At 54.4% G+C, this 17,049-nt stretch carries 17 protein-coding genes and 1 pseudogene; 16 read left to right on the top strand and 2 right to left on the bottom strand.

The annotated features are described in order from the left end of the window. Positions 1-28: 28 nt before the first annotated feature. Entirely contained in the window at positions 29-1,066 is a 1,038-nt protein-coding gene (locus JUF21_RS01885; RefSeq protein ID WP_203662809.1) for a LacI family DNA-binding transcriptional regulator, read from the top strand. Positions 1,067-1,157: 91 nt separating this feature from the next. Here the strand turns inward: JUF21_RS01885 and JUF21_RS01880 are convergent, their stop codons facing one another. Continuing rightward, the gene (locus JUF21_RS01880; RefSeq protein ID WP_255559817.1) at positions 1,158-1,430 is read right to left on the bottom strand and encodes a substrate-binding domain-containing protein; all 273 of its coding nucleotides are present in this window, start codon (positions 1,428-1,430) and stop codon (positions 1,158-1,160) included. Positions 1,431-1,679: 249 nt separating this feature from the next. Between JUF21_RS01880 and JUF21_RS01875 the strand changes: the two genes are divergently transcribed. From JUF21_RS01875 to JUF21_RS01810, 14 genes and pseudogenes are all read left to right on the top strand, one after another. Then, positions 1,680-2,843, top strand: coding sequence for an ROK family protein (locus JUF21_RS01875; RefSeq protein WP_203662805.1), 1,164 nt, complete (start codon positions 1,680-1,682; stop codon positions 2,841-2,843). A gap of 96 nt (positions 2,844-2,939) precedes the next feature. Continuing rightward, positions 2,940-4,283, top strand: a complete 1,344-nt coding sequence (gene xylA, locus JUF21_RS01870) for a xylose isomerase (protein WP_203662803.1) — start codon at positions 2,940-2,942, stop codon at positions 4,281-4,283. A 12-nt stretch (positions 4,284-4,295) separates the two neighbouring features. Further along, positions 4,296-5,792 carry a xylulokinase gene (xylB, locus tag JUF21_RS01865; protein ID WP_203662801.1) on the top strand — a complete coding sequence of 499 codons (1,497 nt, stop codon included), beginning with the start codon at positions 4,296-4,298 and terminating at the stop codon, positions 5,790-5,792. A gap of 105 nt (positions 5,793-5,897) precedes the next feature. Next, positions 5,898-6,871, top strand: a pseudogene (locus JUF21_RS01860) (aldose epimerase family protein). A 171-nt stretch (positions 6,872-7,042) separates the two neighbouring features. Next, positions 7,043-7,312: a cupin domain-containing protein gene (locus tag JUF21_RS01855; RefSeq protein WP_239061419.1), complete on the top strand. Its 270-nt coding sequence runs from the start codon at positions 7,043-7,045 to the stop codon at positions 7,310-7,312. A gap of 182 nt (positions 7,313-7,494) precedes the next feature. After that, complete coding sequence (locus JUF21_RS01850; protein ID WP_203662797.1) at positions 7,495-8,259, top strand: IclR family transcriptional regulator; 765 nt, start codon at positions 7,495-7,497, stop codon at positions 8,257-8,259. A 175-nt stretch (positions 8,260-8,434) separates the two neighbouring features. Beyond that, positions 8,435-9,259, top strand: a complete 825-nt coding sequence (kduD, locus tag JUF21_RS01845; RefSeq protein ID WP_203662795.1) for a 2-dehydro-3-deoxy-D-gluconate 5-dehydrogenase KduD — start codon at positions 8,435-8,437, stop codon at positions 9,257-9,259. Positions 9,260-9,283: 24 nt separating this feature from the next. Continuing rightward, a complete protein-coding gene (locus JUF21_RS01840) occupies positions 9,284-10,249 on the top strand; it encodes a sugar kinase (RefSeq protein WP_203662787.1) in 966 nt (321 codons plus the stop codon). Positions 10,250-10,259: 10 nt separating this feature from the next. Continuing rightward, positions 10,260-10,904, top strand: a complete 645-nt coding sequence (locus tag JUF21_RS01835; protein ID WP_203662785.1) for a bifunctional 4-hydroxy-2-oxoglutarate aldolase/2-dehydro-3-deoxy-phosphogluconate aldolase — start codon at positions 10,260-10,262, stop codon at positions 10,902-10,904. Between the two features lie 98 nt (positions 10,905-11,002). Further along, on the top strand, positions 11,003-11,848 hold the full coding sequence (gene kduI / locus JUF21_RS01830; RefSeq protein WP_203662783.1) for a 5-dehydro-4-deoxy-D-glucuronate isomerase: 846 nt from the start codon (positions 11,003-11,005) through the stop codon (positions 11,846-11,848). Between the two features lie 8 nt (positions 11,849-11,856). After that, positions 11,857-12,651 carry a hypothetical protein gene (locus tag JUF21_RS01825; protein ID WP_203662781.1) on the top strand — a complete coding sequence of 265 codons (795 nt, stop codon included), beginning with the start codon at positions 11,857-11,859 and terminating at the stop codon, positions 12,649-12,651. 59 nt (positions 12,652-12,710) lie between these two features. Then, entirely contained in the window at positions 12,711-13,730 is a 1,020-nt protein-coding gene (locus tag JUF21_RS01820; RefSeq protein ID WP_203662779.1) for a sugar kinase, read from the top strand. A gap of 178 nt (positions 13,731-13,908) precedes the next feature. Next, on the top strand, positions 13,909-14,109 hold the full coding sequence (locus tag JUF21_RS01815; RefSeq protein WP_203662777.1) for a hypothetical protein: 201 nt from the start codon (positions 13,909-13,911) through the stop codon (positions 14,107-14,109). 30 nt (positions 14,110-14,139) lie between these two features. Next, entirely contained in the window at positions 14,140-14,340 is a 201-nt protein-coding gene (locus tag JUF21_RS01810) for a hypothetical protein (protein WP_203662775.1), read from the top strand. 577 nt (positions 14,341-14,917) lie between these two features. Here JUF21_RS01810 and JUF21_RS01805 read toward each other — a convergent pair. After that, on the bottom strand, positions 14,918-15,754 hold the full coding sequence (locus JUF21_RS01805) for an Rgg/GadR/MutR family transcriptional regulator (RefSeq protein ID WP_203662772.1): 837 nt from the start codon (positions 15,752-15,754) through the stop codon (positions 14,918-14,920). A 389-nt stretch (positions 15,755-16,143) separates the two neighbouring features. On the opposite strand from JUF21_RS01805, the gene JUF21_RS01800 reads away from it, so the two are divergent. Then, positions 16,144-17,004: an ABC transporter transmembrane domain-containing protein gene (locus JUF21_RS01800; RefSeq protein WP_203662770.1), complete on the top strand. Its 861-nt coding sequence runs from the start codon at positions 16,144-16,146 to the stop codon at positions 17,002-17,004. Positions 17,005-17,049: the final 45 nt, after the last annotated feature.

Here is a 17,049-nt window from a genome sequence, read left to right as displayed (position 1 = left end):
ACATCACGGCCTCGAAAGGGTGGAAATTATGGCATCCACGATCACAGACATTGCGCAACAAGCTGGGGTATCGATCAGCACCGTATCGCGCGTCCTGAATTATGATGAGAGCCTGGCAGTGGCAGACACGACCCGGCGGCGTATTTTTGAGACGGCTGAGCAGCTGAACTACACCAAGTATAAGAAGAAGCGGCAGGCCAAAAAGCGCGCTGCCAGCAAGCCCCCGCGCCAGAACAACATTGCCTTCTTCCAGTGGCTGACTGAGGCCGAGGAGCTGGGTGACGTTTATTACCTGTCCATGCGGATGGGGGTTGAAAAACGCGCGGCGCAGCGTGGTTACAATCTGATCCGGGCGACGGCCACTGACGATGCCGTGCTCAACGACGTTCAGGGGAGCTTAGCAATCGGCAAGTTTGACGAAAAAACGGTTCAGGAGATTCTTAACGTCAGTCCGAACACCGTCTTTGTCGGGACCACTTTTCCCACGGTCGATGCGGATACCATCAACGGTGATTTCGAGCAGGCGGCCGAGTTGGCGCTGAACCACTTGTTTAGTTTGGGCCACAAGAAAATTGCGTTGATCTCAGCTCAGGAGCAGCTGAACATGTACGGTTACCGGACCTACAAGACCCCGCTGATCAACGCCTATCGCGATATTATGCGTTATTACGGTTATTTTGATGAGCGCTACTTTGCCGTGGACACCGATTCAAATTTGACGGTGCCAGTCGGTCGCGCGCTGACTGAGCGCAAGCTGAAGGACTGGGGTGATGACCTGCCGACCGCGATCCTTGCCGGCAACGATTTGATGGCCGTCGGCGTGATCAACGCCTTGCAGACGCACGGCATTCGCGTGCCGGAAGACGTCTCGGTCGTTGGCATTAACGACCTCATGATGGCCCAGTACCTCGATCCGCCGCTGACCACGGTTAAAATCTTCACCGAAGAAATGGGTGAAACGGGGCTGGATACGCTGATTTCGCGCATCAAGTCCCCAGGCATTGCGCGGCGTATCGTGCTGTCCGGAAAGCTGATTACGCGCGGGTCGACGGCCAAGCCACGATAACACAGTAAAGGCGTACCAGCAGAGCGGGGTTGTACCCACTGGCTGGGACGCCTTTTTTTGCTGTCCGCTGCAGGTTTTTGCTGATCCAAGGTCAGTTAAACTTGACCGATTCACGTTCCACAAGCCGCGGGGTGATGCGGATCAGGTTGTGCTGGGAGGTGTGATTGCGGAGCCGAAAGTATTCTTCCACCACGCGATTGGCCCAAAGGTCGTGGTCGACATCCACAGTGGTCAAGGGTGGGGTAACCACCTGCGAGGCAGGAGAATTGTCGAAGCCAACGACACTGATGTCTTTGCCGACTCGTTTGCCATAATGTTGCGCAGCCTGGTAAATGCCAAAGGCCATTAAATCATTGAAGCACAGGAAAGCATCATATGTTTTGGTCGCTGCGCAGTTGGACGCACAGCTGACTCACGCTGCGATTGCACTGCTCATCAGTGGCGGGATTGGGTTGCTATTCATAATCCCCACCGGGCACCTCAAAGCCAGGAAAATGTGAGTGGTCAGCTCACCGTTTCCCGATACCGGCAGTCTGCCAGTTCAGTTTGCAGTCAGTTGCATTCCTGCCCTGAAGCGTGCATTCTAAAGAAAAGCACATGTGGGGCATTTGCAATGGCAGAAATTAGTAAAAACGATGTACGAAAGAACAATGAAAAAAACGTGCTTCAGGCGGTGATAAACACCGGCCCAACTTCGCGCAGCCAGGTCGCAAAAGACCTAAAACTGAATAAGGTGACGGTTTCCGACATTTTCAGTCAATTGATTGAGGCTGGCTACCTAAAAGAAGTGGGGACGGGCACCGGCTCGCAGGCGGGCGGCCGCAAACCGACTTTATATCGATTTGACGAACGCTTTGGTTACGTCATCAGTTTTGATCTCGGCTTTCATGCCACAGATATGATCGTCAGCACTTTGGATGGGCAGGTCCTTCATAGCGACAACTTCTGGGGGGAAGGCGCGGCGATCTCGAAGCGTCTCGCAGTAATGCTGGCTAAGATCGAGGCTTATCAAAGGCAACCAGTGACCAAGACTCGCCACGGCCTGATGGGGCTAACAATTGGTATTCACGGAATCGTCAACCACAACCGGATCCTAGATTCGCCTTTTTTCTCGACAGAGAATGTCGATATTGCGGCGTATTTCCAGGAGGCGCTGAAGGTGCCGGTATTCCTGGAAAACGAGGCAAACTTAGCCGCCCTTTATGCGCGTGATTTCACCCAACTTGCCGCTGCTCAGCAGGATCTCGTTGCCTTGAGCATCCACAAGGGCATTGGGGCCGGCGTGGTGATCAACGGTCAGCTGTTCCGCGGTGCACAAGGCGGTGCTGGGGAAGTTGGCCGGACTTTTGTTGAGCTCGCTCCCAACGGGGAACCAGTCAAAATCGAAGCACTTTGCTCTGAGGATGCGGTGATGGCTCAGCTGCGGAAGACGCTGCACGAGCCTTCGCTGACCGAGGAAGAAGTGGGCTCGCGGATGGTGGCAGGTGATGCGAAAATGCAGCAAGTACTTGACCGTTTTGCCACCAGGCTGGCCATGGTGATTCATAATCTTGTTGCCAGCTATGATCCCAAAGTCGTGGTCATTAACTCAAAACTGGTGGCTCAAAACTCAGCAATGCTGGCAGCAATCGCGCGTGAGGTGCAGCGGTTTGGCGGGCATGTCCGGCTTTCACTTTGCCAGGATGTTGACCATGCGGTGACCCTGGGGGGAACGGCGCTGATTGTGCATCAGGTCTTAGGCATGGGACGCCGACAGTTGCGGTTCAGGAATCACTGAAATCGTTGCCATCGTTGTTGACTACGCGTTTTGGGTGTGGTAGTTTTGTCCCGTAGTTAGTAAGTTATACAAACAAACCAAACAGGAGGTTTTAACATGGCAAAACAGGAATATTTTCCTGATGTCTCAAAAATCAGTTATATTGGGCCAACTTCACTTAAGTCAAAGATGGGGTTCCAGTATTACAACCCAGACGAAGTGGTCGGCGGCAAGAAGATGCGCGACTGGCTGCGCTTCTCCGTTGCGTACTGGCACACCTTCGGCCAAAAGCTTGACGATATCTTCGGCGACGGCACCGCGATTCGCCCTTGGGACGGCTTGACTGGCATGGACCTGGCGAAGGCGCGCGTGGATGCGGCCTTTGAATTCTATGACAAACTGGGCGTTGACTTCTTCTGCTTCCACGACCGTGACATCGCCCCGGAAGGCGACACGCTGCGTGAAACCAACAAGAACATCGAAGAAATCACTGACATGTTTGTGGACTACCAAAAGACGTCTCACATGAAGGTGCTGTGGAACACCGCTAACATGTTCACCAACCCCCGGTTCGTTGCCGGCGCGGCGTCCAGTCCGTTTGCTGACATTTTTGCCTTTGCCGCAGCCCAGGTCAAGGAAGGCCTGGATACCGCCAAGAAGGTCGGCTCTGAGAACTACGTGTTCTGGGGCGGCCGTGAAGGCTACGAATCCCTGCTGAACACGGACATGAAGCGCGAGCAGGATCACCTGGGCCAGTTCTTTAACATGGCGGCGGACTACGCGAGGTCGATCGGCTTCACGGGCCAGCTGCTGCTCGAGCCAAAGCCGAAAGAACCGATGATGCACCAGTACGACTTTGATGCGGCCACCACCATCGCCTTCATGAAGGAATACGGCCTGGACGGCACGTACAAGCTGAACCTGGAAGGCAACCACGCCAACTTGGCTGGCCACACCTACCAGCACGAGATCCGCGTGGCACGCTCCGCTGGGCTGCTCGGCTCCCTGGATGCCAACCAGGGCGACAAGCTGATCGGCTGGGATCTGGATCAGTTCCCGACCAACCTGTACGAATCCACCATGGCAATGTACGAAGTCGTTGAAAACGGCGGTTTGAACAAGGGCGGTTTGAACTTCGATGCCAAGCCGCGGCGGTCTTCCTTCACCCCAGAAGACATGTTCTACTCCCACATTGTGGGCATGGACACTTATGCTGCCGGGCTGAAGGTGGCACTGAAGCTGAAGCAGGATAAGGTCTTTGAAGACTTCATCACCGATCGCTACAGCAGCTACGATTCCGGTATTGGCGCTTCAATCGAAGCGGGCAAGGAAGACTTCAATTCGCTGAACAAGTATGTGATTGACAAGCCGCAAAGTGAGCTGCGCGCAGCCACCAAATCCGGCCGCTGGGAAGAACTTGAAGACACGCTGAACCACTACATCATTGAGACGCTGAAGTAACGGAGGAACACCATGGCAACCGTAATTGGAGTTGATTTGGGCACCAGCGCAGTCAAGGTCCTGCTGGTGGATGAAACCGGGACAACCTTGGCGACGGCGAGCGAAGATTACCCGTTGCAGCAGCCTAAACCTGGTTACAGTGAGCAGGATCCCGAGGACTGGATCCGCGGGGTGAAAGCTGCCATCATCGCCCTGGGGAAAAAGCCCGAAGCTGATCTTAGCCAAGTAGCGGGACTGAGCTTTTCCGGTCAAATGCACGGGTTGGTCCTACTTTCGTCCGCCATGCGGCCACTGCGCCCAGCTATTTTGTGGAATGACACGCGCACGACCGCTGAGGTCAACCAGATCAACCAGACGATGGGTCAGCGATTTATTGAGATCACGCGCAACCGGGCGCTGGAAGGGTTCACACTGCCCAAGCTCCTGTGGGTCCAAAAGCATGAGCCGGACAACTTTGCCGCGGCCAAGATGTTCTTGTTACCCAAAGATTATGTGCGCTACCGCATGACCGGGACGGTTGGAATGGATTACTCGGATGCCGCAGGAACGGTGATGTTGGATGAGGAAAAGCGGCGCTGGTCGCCGGCCATCCTCGCAACTTTCAACATTCCGGCGAGCCTCTGCCCACCGCTGATTGAGGCCACTGACTGCGTTGGTACGCTCGATCCAGAGTTCGCCGCAGCAGTCGGCCTGCCGAAGACCGTTAAAGTCTTTGGCGGCGGGGCCGATAATGCGTGCGGGGCAGTCGGTGCCGGGGTCTTGCACCCGGAGCAGTTGCTGCTCAGCATTGGGACTTCCGGGGTCGTCTTGACCTATGAACCTGACGCCAAAACGACTTACAACGGCAAGCTGCATTATTTTGACCATGTCGTGCCAGGGCAGCACTACTCGATGGGCGTCACGCTGGCAGCCGGGCACAGCCTGAACTGGTTCAAGAAGACCTTCGCGCCAGACGAGGATTTCAGTACTTTAGTGGACAGTGCAGCGGCGTCGCAGCCAGGCGCTAACGGACTGTTATTCACCCCGTACCTGGTCGGCGAACGCACGCCGTACGCCGATGCCAAAATTCGTGGCAGTTTTATCGGAATCGACAGCCGGCAGACCCGCGCGGATTTTGTCCGGGCGGTAATCGAAGGCATCACGTTCTCGTTTCGTGATGTGCTCGCAATCTACCAAGACAGCGGGCGCACCTTTAAGTCGGCGATTACGATCGGCGGCGGGGCGCAGAGCCCACTTTGGCTGCAGATCCAGGCGGATATTCTGAATCTCAAGATTGTTAGTCTGGCCAACAACCAAGGCCCCGGTATTGGGGCTGCGATGATTGCCGCAGTCGGACTTGGCTGGTTTGCCAGCTTTGAGGACTGTGCCAAGCAGTTCGTGAAGGAAGCGGCGACTTATGTGCCGAATCCGGCACAAGTGGCGCGGTACAACCGGTACTACAAGCTCTATCACGATGTTTACGTGGCAACGTGGCCGATCACGGCGGGTTTGCTGCAAGCTGAAGATTAGTTACTGAGGCCGTCTAGCGATGCTGGGCGGCTTTAGTTGCCATTCGTAATCTAATAAAGCCGCACAGAATAGGATAATGACAAAAAAGATAGGAGGAGAGAAGACATGACAGTCGTGATGAGGCGGTACGGTGTGTTTAAAGGAGAACCGCTGTACGAGCTGACGATGACTAATCGCAACGGGATGGTGGTTAAGGTGTTGAATTATGGGGCAACGCTTGAGCGCGTAATGGTTCCAGACGGCGACACAAAGACCGATGTGATCCTGACGTTGGCGTCACCAGAGGACTACAGTAAGGAACGAAATTTGCTGGGCGGCACAATTGGCCGCATCAGGGCGAGAAATCACTCGAACTGCCGGCTAATGAAGGCGATAATACGATTCATGGCGGACCGGATGGCATCGACATGCAGGCGTGGAACGTCGCCTATCGCGAAAAATCGCAAGCCGATCAGGTCACGTTTACCCTGGTTGACTTTGCCGGGCATAACCAGTTTCCAGGTAACTTGAAGGTGACCGTGACATACACCCTAGACGATCAGGACCGGCTGCAATACGAATTGACCGCTGAGACCGATCAGATGACGCTTTTCAATGCGACGAATCATGTGTACTTTGCCTTGGATGGCCAAGGCTCCACGGTTGATCAGACCACGCTGCAGCTGGCCAGCGACTATTACGGACCGTTGGCTGAAAACCATCTGCCCATGAGCGGTTGGCAACCAGTGGCGGGGACCCCGTTTGATTTTCGGCAGGGGCAAAGACTAGGTGATGTTATGCCACAGGTCTTAGGAGGCGCAGGGTTCGATCATCCGTTTTTGCTCAAAAATGATAAGGCGGCAACGTTAACTGGGGACAGTGGCAGGTCAGTTGACATGACAACCTCTGCGCCAGCTGTGGTCGTCTATACGGGTAATCACTGGGACGAAGAAACCGGGGTCGCCAGCCATCTTAAGCGGCACAGTGGGGTGACGCTCGAGGCGCAAGTTGCCCCGCCGAGCGGCCAGGATTGGTCTGGCATCACGCTCATGCCAGGCAGTCCTTACCAACTGAAGACCAGCTGGCAGTTTCGCTATTAGGCTGTCGACACGTTCGGCTATAATGAACCCATGTCTAGCTGATTGTGGACGCAAAGCCTAAGGTCAGCCAATGGAAGGCGGTTAGTCATGTTCTTCAAGCAAGTAAACTTACCCATTGATCAAATTGACGAGAACTCCTCGCGCCAAGTCCTAGCGTATGGGGACCAGTTAATGAACGCGCGAATTTTTTTCAAAAAAGGGCTTGATTCTGATTCTGAGATTCCGGTCCATAACCATCCGCATGTGCAAACGACATACGTATTGAAGGGCGCCTTCAAGTTCGTCATTAAGTATCCGGATCATGACGACATTCAAGTGGTCAAGGCCGGTGACGGCATCTATTTTCCGGCCAATCTTTATCACGGCTGCATTCCGCTGGAAGATGACAGTCAGTTGCTGGATTCTTTCACGCCCATTCGGGAGGACTTTTTGAAACATTAAACACTCAAAGGATTGATCAATGGCCTTTTGTCAGCCTCCTCGGCTGAGGAAAGACCATTGTTTTGCCAAGCTGGTAGTCCAACTGAGCGCGTGATGGCCGGCAAGGAGACTTGTTAATTTTTTAAAATGTGTATAGAATACTCGTAGTTTCCAAATAATAAACACCAGAGGGGGCAACCCAGATGACTGAATCAAACACTGGGAAACCATACGGAACGGTTTTAATTAAAGCCAACGAGATTCTTGACTACTTGTTGCACACGCAGGACGCGCCATCACTGGCGCAAATCAGCGCCGGGCTGGGGATGGCCAAGCCGACCGCGCAGAAGATTCTCACCACGATGAACCAGCTGGGGATGGTCCGCCGCGACGACCAAACCAAGCGCTACTACATTGGCACGCAGATGATCGCGTATGCGCAAAAAGCCATAGCCAGCTTTGATATCGCTGGGGCGGCGCGGCCGTTTTTGCAAAAACTGCGCGACGAGACTGGGGAGACTATCAACCTCGGCGTGCTGCGCGACTCGAAGATCGTGCTGATCGAAAAGCTGGAAAGCCCCACCTCGATCAAGCTCCAATCCATCATCGGCGGGACCATGAACCTGTACTCGTCTGCGATGGGCAAGGCGGTGCTGGCCACGTACACGCAAAGTCAGCTGCGAAAGTATTTTGACGCGACCAAGCTAACGCCGCTGACGCCGTACACCATTACCAGCCAGACCAAGCTGCAAGCGGATCTCAAGCAGATCCAGCAAACCGGCGTCAGCATCGATAACGAGGAAAACGAGTCCGAGGTCTTCTGCCTGGGCGCCACCATTCACAAGAACCACCAGCTGTATGGCGCTTTCTCAATTTCGACACCGAAGTACCGGCTGCCCAAGGAGCGGCGGACGGAGTTTGTGCGCCTGATGCTCAACACACAGCACGCGATTGAGGCGGCGCTTTAACCATCAGCATTTTATCAGCGAGGCTGCGGCCTTGCTATTTTTTTGCGGTGGCGGAGGGTAATCGCTTGCAAAATCAGCCGCGATGCCGTATATTGACGGTGTTGATTGTTTTTGGAAATAGAGTTTCCTATAAAGAAACGATATTTTCACACTAAAACGATAGGAGCTGAGTTTAATGGCAGAGATCCATCAGACAGAAGAAGAAATCAAGAAGCACGAGGCCGAACTTGACCAGTTTAAGATGAGCAAGTTCGATTTGAGCGGCAAGGTGGCCGTCATCACCGGCGGCAACACCGGGCTGGGCCAGGGTTACGCGGTGGCCATGGCGGAAGCCGGCGCCGACATCTTTATCCCGACGTTCGGGACAGCAGAATGGGACAACACCCGCCGCCTGATCGAAAAGCGCGGCCGCAAAGTCGAGTTCGCTGACGTCGACCTGACGAAGGCTGGTGTGGCCGAGCAGGTCGTTGCCGAGGCCGTTGAAAAAATGGGCCACATCGACATTCTGGTCAACAACGCTGGGATGATCCGCCGCAACCCGCTGCTCGAATCCAAGGATAAGGACTGGGACCAGGTCATCGCGATCAACCTCAGTGCCGTTTACCACATGAGTCTGGCCGCCGCGAAGGTCTTCGCCAAGCAGAAGTACGGCAAGATCATCAACATCGGCTCGATGCTGTCGTTCCAAGGCGGGAAGTTCATTCCTTCCTATACTGCCTCCAAGCACGGGGTCGCCGGTCTGACCAAGGCCTTTGCCTCTGAGCTGGGCGTCTACAACATCACCGTCAACGCGATTGCCCCTGGCTACATCAAGACGGAAAACACCGCGCCGATCCGCGCCGACAAAGATCGTAACAAGGAGATCCTCGACCGGATCCCGGCTGGCCACTGGGCAGAGCCTTACGAACTGATGGGCATCGCCGTGTTCCTGGCCAGTGATGCTTCCAGCTACATCAACGGGGCGATCATCCCAGTTGACGGCGGCTACCTGGTTCGTTAATTTTTCCGTTCGCGAGGTGACAAAATGGCAGAAATCGTCACGATCGGCGAGCCGCTAGTGCTGTTCGCCTCAGAAGACGAAGACCAAAGCCTGGCGCAGGCCACCCATTTTCATAAGTACCTGGCCGGTGCTGAGGTTAATGTGGCCGTGGGCGCCACCCGGCTTGGCCATTCAGTGGATTACCTGACTGCAGTCGGTGCCGGGCCCAATGGCGAGTTCATCACACAGGCACTGGCGTCGCGAGGCATCGAGACTGATCATATCGCCGTCGACTCTGCGCACTGGACCGGTGTGATGTTCAAGCAAAAAACGTCAGTCGGCGACCCGGCCACGTTTTACATGCGGCAGGATTCGGCCGCCGCGAACCTCACCGCGGCTCAGTTGCCAGCGCTGGATCTGACGGCCACGCGTTTTGCGCATCTGACTGGCATATATGCCGGCGTTTCTGCCACCAGTCGCCAAACGTTAAAGGCACTGATCACTCGGTTGCACCAGGCCAACGTGCCGATCAGCTTCGACCCGAACCTGCGGCCGGCGCTGTGGCCGGATGAGGCCGTGATGCGGCAAACACTCAACCGCCTGGCCCAGGAGGCCACGCTGGTGCTGCCGGGGCTCAAGGAAGGCCGCACGCTGACAGGCGCGCAAACGCCGGCGGCCATCGCGCAGTTTTACTTTGACCAAAGCTCGCGCACCCAAGTCGTGGTCATTAAACTCGGCAGCCGTGGCGCCTATTTTCAGACGCGTGAAGGCGCGCATGGCACTGTCCCGGGGTTTGTCGCTGACCGCGTCGTCGATACGGTGGGCGCCGGCGACGGCTTTGCGCTGGGCGTGCTGACTGGGCGGCTAGAAGGGCTGGACTGGGCGGCGGCCACTGAGCGCGGCAACGCCATCGGGGCGCTGGGTGTTCAGTCGCCCAGCGATAACGACGGCTACCCGGATCAGGCGGGATTAACGCAGTTTATCAAAACGGCGACGCGAGCCGTCGTATAGGAGGATCTCAATGAAAAAAGTGGAGTTGTTGAATCGCATCAAGGAAGCCGGCGTGATTGCCGTCATCCGTGAGGACAGTGCAGCGAAAGCCGTCAAGTTGGCCGATGCAGTCATCGCCGGTGGCGTCACCGGCATCGAGCTGACCTTTACCGTGCCGCATGCCGATCAGGCCATCACCGAGCTGACCGAAAAGTACGCCGATGATGATCAAGTGATCATCGGCGCCGGCACCGTACTGGACGCGGTCACTGCGCGCATCGCGATCATCGACGGCGCGGAGTTTATCGTCAGTCCCAGCTTCAACCCAGAAGTAGCTAAGGTCTGCAATCTGTACTCGATTCCTTACACCCCAGGTTGCCTGACCCCGACCGAGATCCAGCACGCACTGGAAAGCGGTGTCGACCTGGTCAAGTTGTTCCCTGGTTCCGTGGCTGGACCGGGCATGGTCAAGGCGGTGCTGGCTCCGTTCCCGAACGCGTCGATCATGCCGACCGGCGGCGTTTCGCTGGACAACATGGCCGACTGGTTCAAGGCCGGCGTCACCGTTGTCGGGGCAGGCTCCAACCTGACCGCAGCGGCTAAGACTGGCGACTTTGCCGGCGTCACGGCGACCGCAAAACAGTATGCTGCTAAGCTCAAGGAAATTCGCGCTTAAGTTCATCCGCCAGTGCAGTGTGCAAACTGAATGCTGGCAGTATCGCGGCCCTTTTTGTGGGCTCACATCAATCATTTTTCTAAGGAGAGAAATCAACCATGGCTTTTTCAATGAAAACAAACTACGCACATAGTCCCAAGGACATTGAACATTACTCGACTGACGAGATGCGTGACCAGTTCCAGGTCGAGCATCTGTTCACGCCTGGTGATATTAACCTGACGTACACTTACAATGACCGCATGATTTTTGGTGGGGTGACGCCAACCACCGAGCCGCTGGAGATCGTTCTGGGCAAGGAACTCGGCGTTGAGTTCTTCTTGCAGCGCCGCGAGCTCGGTGTGATCAACATCGGCGGCGAAGGGACGATCACGATTGATGGCGACGAGCAGCCGATGGTCACCCACGACGGGTACTACGTCGGCATGGGGCACAAGCACGTGGTCTTCGCGTCAAAGGACCCACAAAATCCGGCCAAGTTCTACACCGTCTCCACGCCGGCACACAAAACCTATCCGGACAAAAAGCTGCCGTTTGCCAATGCCTTGAAGAAGCCAATCGGCGACCAGGAACACATGAACAAGCGGACAATCTACAAGTACATTGACGCCAGCCAAATGGACACCTGCCAGCTGCAAATGGGTTACACCGTTTTGGAGCCGGGCTCTTCTTGGAACACCATGCCGGCGCACACGCACGCCCGCCGCATGGAAACCTATCTCTACATTGAATTCCCAACGCCAGACACCCGCGTCTTCCACTTCATGGGGCAGCCAAGCCAGTCCAAGCATTTGGTCATGACCAATGAATCCGCGGTCGTTAACCCGAGCTGGTCTATCCACTGCGGGGTTGGCACCACGAACTACGCCTTCATCTGGGCGATGTGCGGTGAGAACCAGACTTACGATGACATGGATCAAGTCGCAATGGATGAACTGAAGTAGGTGGCAGCATGCAGACGTTGAAGTTTGGTCTGTACAATGGCGGTCACCTTGAACAGGCGGCGACTCCTGGTGCGGCGGCCTACCTGGTCTTTCAGCATGGGTACAAGCGTGGCGACTACTATCAAGTCGAGGTTGATAAGGCGCCGGCCTACCTGGTCGTGCAGCTTGATTCGGCGCTCAGCCCGGCCCTGATTTACGTCACCGAGAAGACTTGGCGTTACTCAATCCCGTTTAATGACCAACGCGAATGGCCATACCCTGACGGTGCGTTTGCCGAGCACAGATATTATGCCAGTGTCCGCTTTGCCACCGCGGATGAGATCCACGCGCGGCGCAACTTGGCGGTCAACAGCCACGACTTGCGCGGCGCCGACCACGCCTTTCCGCACGCGTCGGCCAACGCCGAGACGCGCGGCGAGTACGTGTTCTTTGCCCGCAATGCGATCGATGGCTACGTGGCTAACGAGTCGCATGGCAACTTTCCGTTCCAGTCATGGGGCATCGACCAGCGCGAGGACGCCGAGCTGACCGTCGACTTCGGCCGGCCGGTCAGGATCGACACGCTGATCCTGACGCTGCGGGCGGACTATCCGCACGATACGTACTGGACGGCCGGGACCGCCATGTTCTCTGACGGCAGCCAGTTGCCGCTGAAGATGGCCAAAACGGCCGCACCGCAATCGTACTCGTTTGAGGCAAAGACGGTCACTTGGGTCCGGCTCACCGACTTGAAGCGCGCGCTTGGCACCGAGTTTTTCCCGGCGCTGACCGAGCTTGCGGTCATCGGTCAGGACGCACAATGAGGAAAACCGGTGCGGCGTGATTGCGCCTGCACCGGTTTTTGCAATCAAGGAGGATCATCATGACAAAAGTTCTGACAATGGGTGAGATCATGCTGCGCCTGAAGCCGCCGGTCAACGAGCGAATCATCCAGACCACCAGCTTTGAGGCCAATTACGGCGGCGCCGAGGCTAATGTCGCCGCCAGCCTGGCACTGCTGGGCGAGGACGCGGCCTTTTTGACCAAGCTGCCCCAAAACCCGCTGGGTGACGCGGCGTTGTATACGTTGCGCGGCTATGGGGTCGACACCACGCGCATCCTGCGCGGCGGCCCGCGCCTGGGGATTTACTACTTTGAAAAAGGGGCCAGCGTGCGTACGACCAGCGTGGTGTACGACCGCGCCGGCAGCAGTTTTGCCTTGGCACAGGCGAAAGAGTTCGACTGGCCGAAGCTGTTTGAAGACGTCGACACGTTCTACTTTTCCGGTATCACGGCGGCGCTGTCGCCGGCGATGGCCAGCGCCCTTCAAGCAGCCTGTGAGTACTGCGAGGCGCAAGGCATCACCGTGGTGCTGGACACCAACTACCGGGGTAAAATGTGGACGCCAAAGCAGGCGCAGGCGACGATGAAGACCTTGCTGCCGCATGTGTCGGTGGTCTTAGCTCACGACGAGGACTTCGAGGCAACGCTGGGGATCAAAGCCTTCGACGGCGACGAGACTCGCGGCATCGAGCAAGTGGCCAACTTTGAGGCGGCGATGCGCGAGGTCCAGCGCCAGTATCCAAATATCCACACCGTCGGCTCGATTCTCCGCGACATTCGCTCGGTTGAGGACTCGGACTGGACCGCGCTGCTGCTGCAGGATGGGACGCTCAGCCGCGCCGTTACCCACCATCTCCACGTGATGGAAGGCGTCGGCTCCGGGGATGCGTTCGGTGCCGGGCTGCTGCACGCGATGCGGCAAGGTCTGACCGGCGAGCCGCTGATCAATTACGCACTCGCGGCTTCGGTCCTCAAGCTGACGATCCAAGGCGACATCAATCTGAACACCGACGCCGAGGTGAAGGCGCTGATGAACCACGCCGGGGCGATGAACCGGTAGCAGTTGAAAAGATTTCCAAACAGGCTCGCAGTACGCTGTGCGGGCCTGTTTTGGCGTTGTTGAGCCGGTAAAATAAGCCGGCTTTCCTCCGCCCTAGGCCTGGGCAAAATTGCGACTAAGGACTGATTTAACGGCTCTAAAAAGCACTATGCTTGGGTCGTTAGAAGGAGGAAGTAACATGTGGGAAAGAATTGTTGGGGTGCTGTTCGTCCTGCTGGGGATCTGGCAGATTTACATTAGCAAGCGCTATGGTCATCATGTCACGAAGCACGGGGATGCGTCGACCTCCTCGTTTTCGCTGCTGGCGCTGGCGGACAGCTTTTACCTAGGCGTCATGTTTGTGGGGATCGGCATTGCGACGTTCTTCATGCAGTTTTAAATTTGCACCACGGGCAAGGGAGTGATGATCATGTGGGAAACTATCGCAGGCATCGCGCTGATTTTACTGGGCGCCTGGCAAGTTTATCTGAGCTTCCGGTTTCGGCACACGCTGACGCGGCGCACGGACCCGAACGCCGCGACCTTTTCGCCGTTCGGGCTGGCCTACAGCTTCTTCATCGGGCTTGTGTTCGCCGGCATGGGGGTGGCCCTTCTGCTGGGGGCATTCTGAATGATGGCGCAACATAAAACAACGCGTCTTGCACAGTGAAGTGCTATGACAAGGGTGATGTTTTGCGGATGACTTTTCATTCGGTCAACATTGCTAGACCGTCGGAGTACAACGCAGAGGAGATCAAAGAAATCGGAAGAATTTAAACGTCTCACAGCGAGATCTTGAGCGTAAGCTAGCCGCATCTCCTAGAGCTGTTAAAGCGTGTGAAGCTGGTAGGACGGTCCCGGTTGCACCTGCGCGTCGCTTGATTGAAATCTTGACCATTAGTCCCAATGTATTCCAAACGCTAGGCGTATAACGAGCTAACTGCGGATAGCTGAACGATGCAGGGTAAACTCTTTAAACCCCACTAGGGTTCTTTAGGCTGAGCGACAGCCCAGAATATGTCCTAGTGGGATTCTTTTGTTATGAAATAGTTTACACCGCCCGTATACTTCATTTGTGCTTTGTAACCACTGGGTACTTCTTGGCCATAGCATTGGGCTTTGACCGCAATCGAAAATCAAAAAGAAGAGACAGCATGCAGGCAGATATTACCGATATCGCTCAGCATGCTTATTTTGCGTCGTGACTGTCAACTGGCTGGATGCTTATCGAAAAATTCCTCGCACTGGGCGGCAAATTTTGGAAAGCCAAGTTCTTTCATCATCCTAAGCCTGTCTGTTAGTGAATCTTGGTCCTTCAAGCGCCAGCTATCGATTACCAGACTTAGAATTTTAATCTCAGATGCCACCAGCTGTCTTTGACTGAGGATATTTAGCTGATCGGAGAAGGCTTGGAACAGGTCTAAACTATCACGATTGATAGCCAAAGCAATCCCGTCCAGGACTAGAACTTCAATATCTGTAGAGAGATAGACGTCTTCCTGAAAGGCGGCTGCGCGTGGAATTACATTTTTTTGTACAGCAAGTATGTATTCTGTAGAAAATACGAACATGCAGGATGAAAAGATGCCAATTTCAAATCGTCCCCATGTGGGAACACGGTCTAGGTATTGATGAAGATTAGTTGCTATTTCTTCAACTGTAGTTTGGTACGGGCCATCAAAATAGATACTGTTCAGCAGTTCTCGCTCCGCAAACAGGCAATAGTAGTATTGATCTTTTGTATCAATGAAGTAAGCGTAAAGCAAGCGAGTTGCCTTTTTGGCCTCCTGTTTATTGTCGTTTAGTTCTAGAAGTTTTCCTAATTCGTGTTTCTGATCCAGCACTCCTTTTCGATACAAGAAGTCATATTCATTCAATGTGACATTAAGTCGATTTAAGAGTTGCTGCATAAGTTCAAAGTTTATCCTTACACCACGCGTCTCAAATGTTGCTAATGTAGTCCGACTACAAAGGCCCTCACAAAGCTCTGACTGTGTTAATCCGCGTTCCCTTCTTAGCTGTTTGATTAATTGTCCATGTGTCACGTCGAATCCTCCTCACAAATTGTCGGATAACTGTACAATCCGAGCCGAAGCCGCTGGAATTATCATACACTCATATTTGTAAAAAGGAGGCAAACCTACGTGATTCCAACGCTTTACGAAAAATGGCTTCCTTAAAAAGCGGATACTATATCTTACTCGCAATCTGTTATGAGCTGATCTTTAAAGATCAGCTGACCGATGCTGCTCTGTTTCTGTTCCTTGTTAAATTTATCTTGCCTAATCTTCAACTGCGCGAGTTAACTAATGAACTTCAAATAGAATCAAAGTTATAGTAGCCATCAAACTTCTGTCTCTCACGTTCTATCCCTGATTGGGGAACTATAGATGGGTCATTTAATCCCGACGGCCCTTGGAAAGAAGCAGGTCCCATGAATAAAGTCTTAAGAATCGATCTATTAGTAATCACTGCAGCAGCCGTTACAGTGTTTTCCAGTCTAGTTGGTGTGAGCATTCCCCTGTTACTCAGGCGACTGATTGATGGTCCAAAGCCCCAACTTTTTTTCAACGCCAGTATTCTGTTAGCTGCATTCCTGTTTCAAACTGGATTCGTCGTGCTTGGAGACTATCTGATGGCTAAATCAGGAGAAAGACAAGTTGAAACCCTGCGTGAGCGCCTCACTAATACTTTAATTCACGCCAACATGTCCTTCCTCGATCATCAACAAAGTGGAGATCTTACGTCTCACGTAATCAATGATGCCAATAGTATTCGTACTTTTTTCTCTGGCACCCTAGCTCAGTTCATTGCAGGCGTGGTGACTATCATCGGATCATTAATTGCCTTGGTTTTGCTTGATGTTCGCCTTAGTCTGGTACTGGTTGCTTGCCTACCTGTCGTCCTTTTAGTCGTCGTCCCTGTTTCAAATCTTGCAGAAAAGTATGCTGAGCGGTTACAGAAACAGACTGGGAGAACAAATGCCTTCTTAACTGCCACCTTTCGACAATCGGAGTTAATAAAAGCCAGTACGGCAGAGGAAGAAGCCTCGTCATCAGCCAGTGGCCTCTTTCAAGGGCTTTACAATTCAGCGCTAAAGGCCGATTGGCTGCAGGCCGTTTCTTCTCCACTTGTGTTATTAGCACTCTTTGGAGCTGTAGCTGTCATTTTTGCGTATGGTGGGCAGCGAGTGGCAGCGGGATCCTTATCGATTGGGACGCTAATGTCATTCCTGATCTATGTCTTTCAACTTTTAAATCCAATTCCTCAATTTTCAAGTCAAGTGCAACGATGATAACGAATTCTTGATAGTGGTCTAGGCTGTTACGCCATGCATCGG

It is taken from the genome of Lacticaseibacillus sp. 53-4, assembly GCF_016861805.1.
Classification (GTDB): domain Bacteria; phylum Bacillota; class Bacilli; order Lactobacillales; family Lactobacillaceae; genus Lacticaseibacillus.
This window is presented reverse-complemented; position numbering and strand designations above follow the sequence as displayed.

Coding starts and splice junctions, on each gene's coding strand:
- kduI (WP_203662783.1), top strand. CDS start 11,003: ATGGCTTTTTCAATGAAAACAAACTACGCACATAGTCCCAAGGACATT.
- JUF21_RS01840 (WP_203662787.1), top strand. CDS start 9,284: ATGGCAGAAATCGTCACGATCGGCGAGCCGCTAGTGCTGTTCGCCTCA.
- JUF21_RS01825 (WP_203662781.1), top strand. CDS start 11,857: ATGCAGACGTTGAAGTTTGGTCTGTACAATGGCGGTCACCTTGAACAG.
- JUF21_RS01885 (WP_203662809.1), top strand. CDS start 29: ATGGCATCCACGATCACAGACATTGCGCAACAAGCTGGGGTATCGATC.
- JUF21_RS01815 (WP_203662777.1), top strand. CDS start 13,909: ATGTGGGAAAGAATTGTTGGGGTGCTGTTCGTCCTGCTGGGGATCTGG.
- JUF21_RS01850 (WP_203662797.1), top strand. CDS start 7,495: ATGACTGAATCAAACACTGGGAAACCATACGGAACGGTTTTAATTAAA.
- xylA (WP_203662803.1), top strand. CDS start 2,940: ATGGCAAAACAGGAATATTTTCCTGATGTCTCAAAAATCAGTTATATT.
- kduD (WP_203662795.1), top strand. CDS start 8,435: ATGGCAGAGATCCATCAGACAGAAGAAGAAATCAAGAAGCACGAGGCC.
- JUF21_RS01820 (WP_203662779.1), top strand. CDS start 12,711: ATGACAAAAGTTCTGACAATGGGTGAGATCATGCTGCGCCTGAAGCCG.
- JUF21_RS01800 (WP_203662770.1), top strand. CDS start 16,144: ATGAATAAAGTCTTAAGAATCGATCTATTAGTAATCACTGCAGCAGCC.
- JUF21_RS01875 (WP_203662805.1), top strand. CDS start 1,680: ATGGCAGAAATTAGTAAAAACGATGTACGAAAGAACAATGAAAAAAAC.
- JUF21_RS01855 (WP_239061419.1), top strand. CDS start 7,043: ATGAACGCGCGAATTTTTTTCAAAAAAGGGCTTGATTCTGATTCTGAG.
- xylB (WP_203662801.1), top strand. CDS start 4,296: ATGGCAACCGTAATTGGAGTTGATTTGGGCACCAGCGCAGTCAAGGTC.
- JUF21_RS01810 (WP_203662775.1), top strand. CDS start 14,140: ATGTGGGAAACTATCGCAGGCATCGCGCTGATTTTACTGGGCGCCTGG.
- JUF21_RS01835 (WP_203662785.1), top strand. CDS start 10,260: ATGAAAAAAGTGGAGTTGTTGAATCGCATCAAGGAAGCCGGCGTGATT.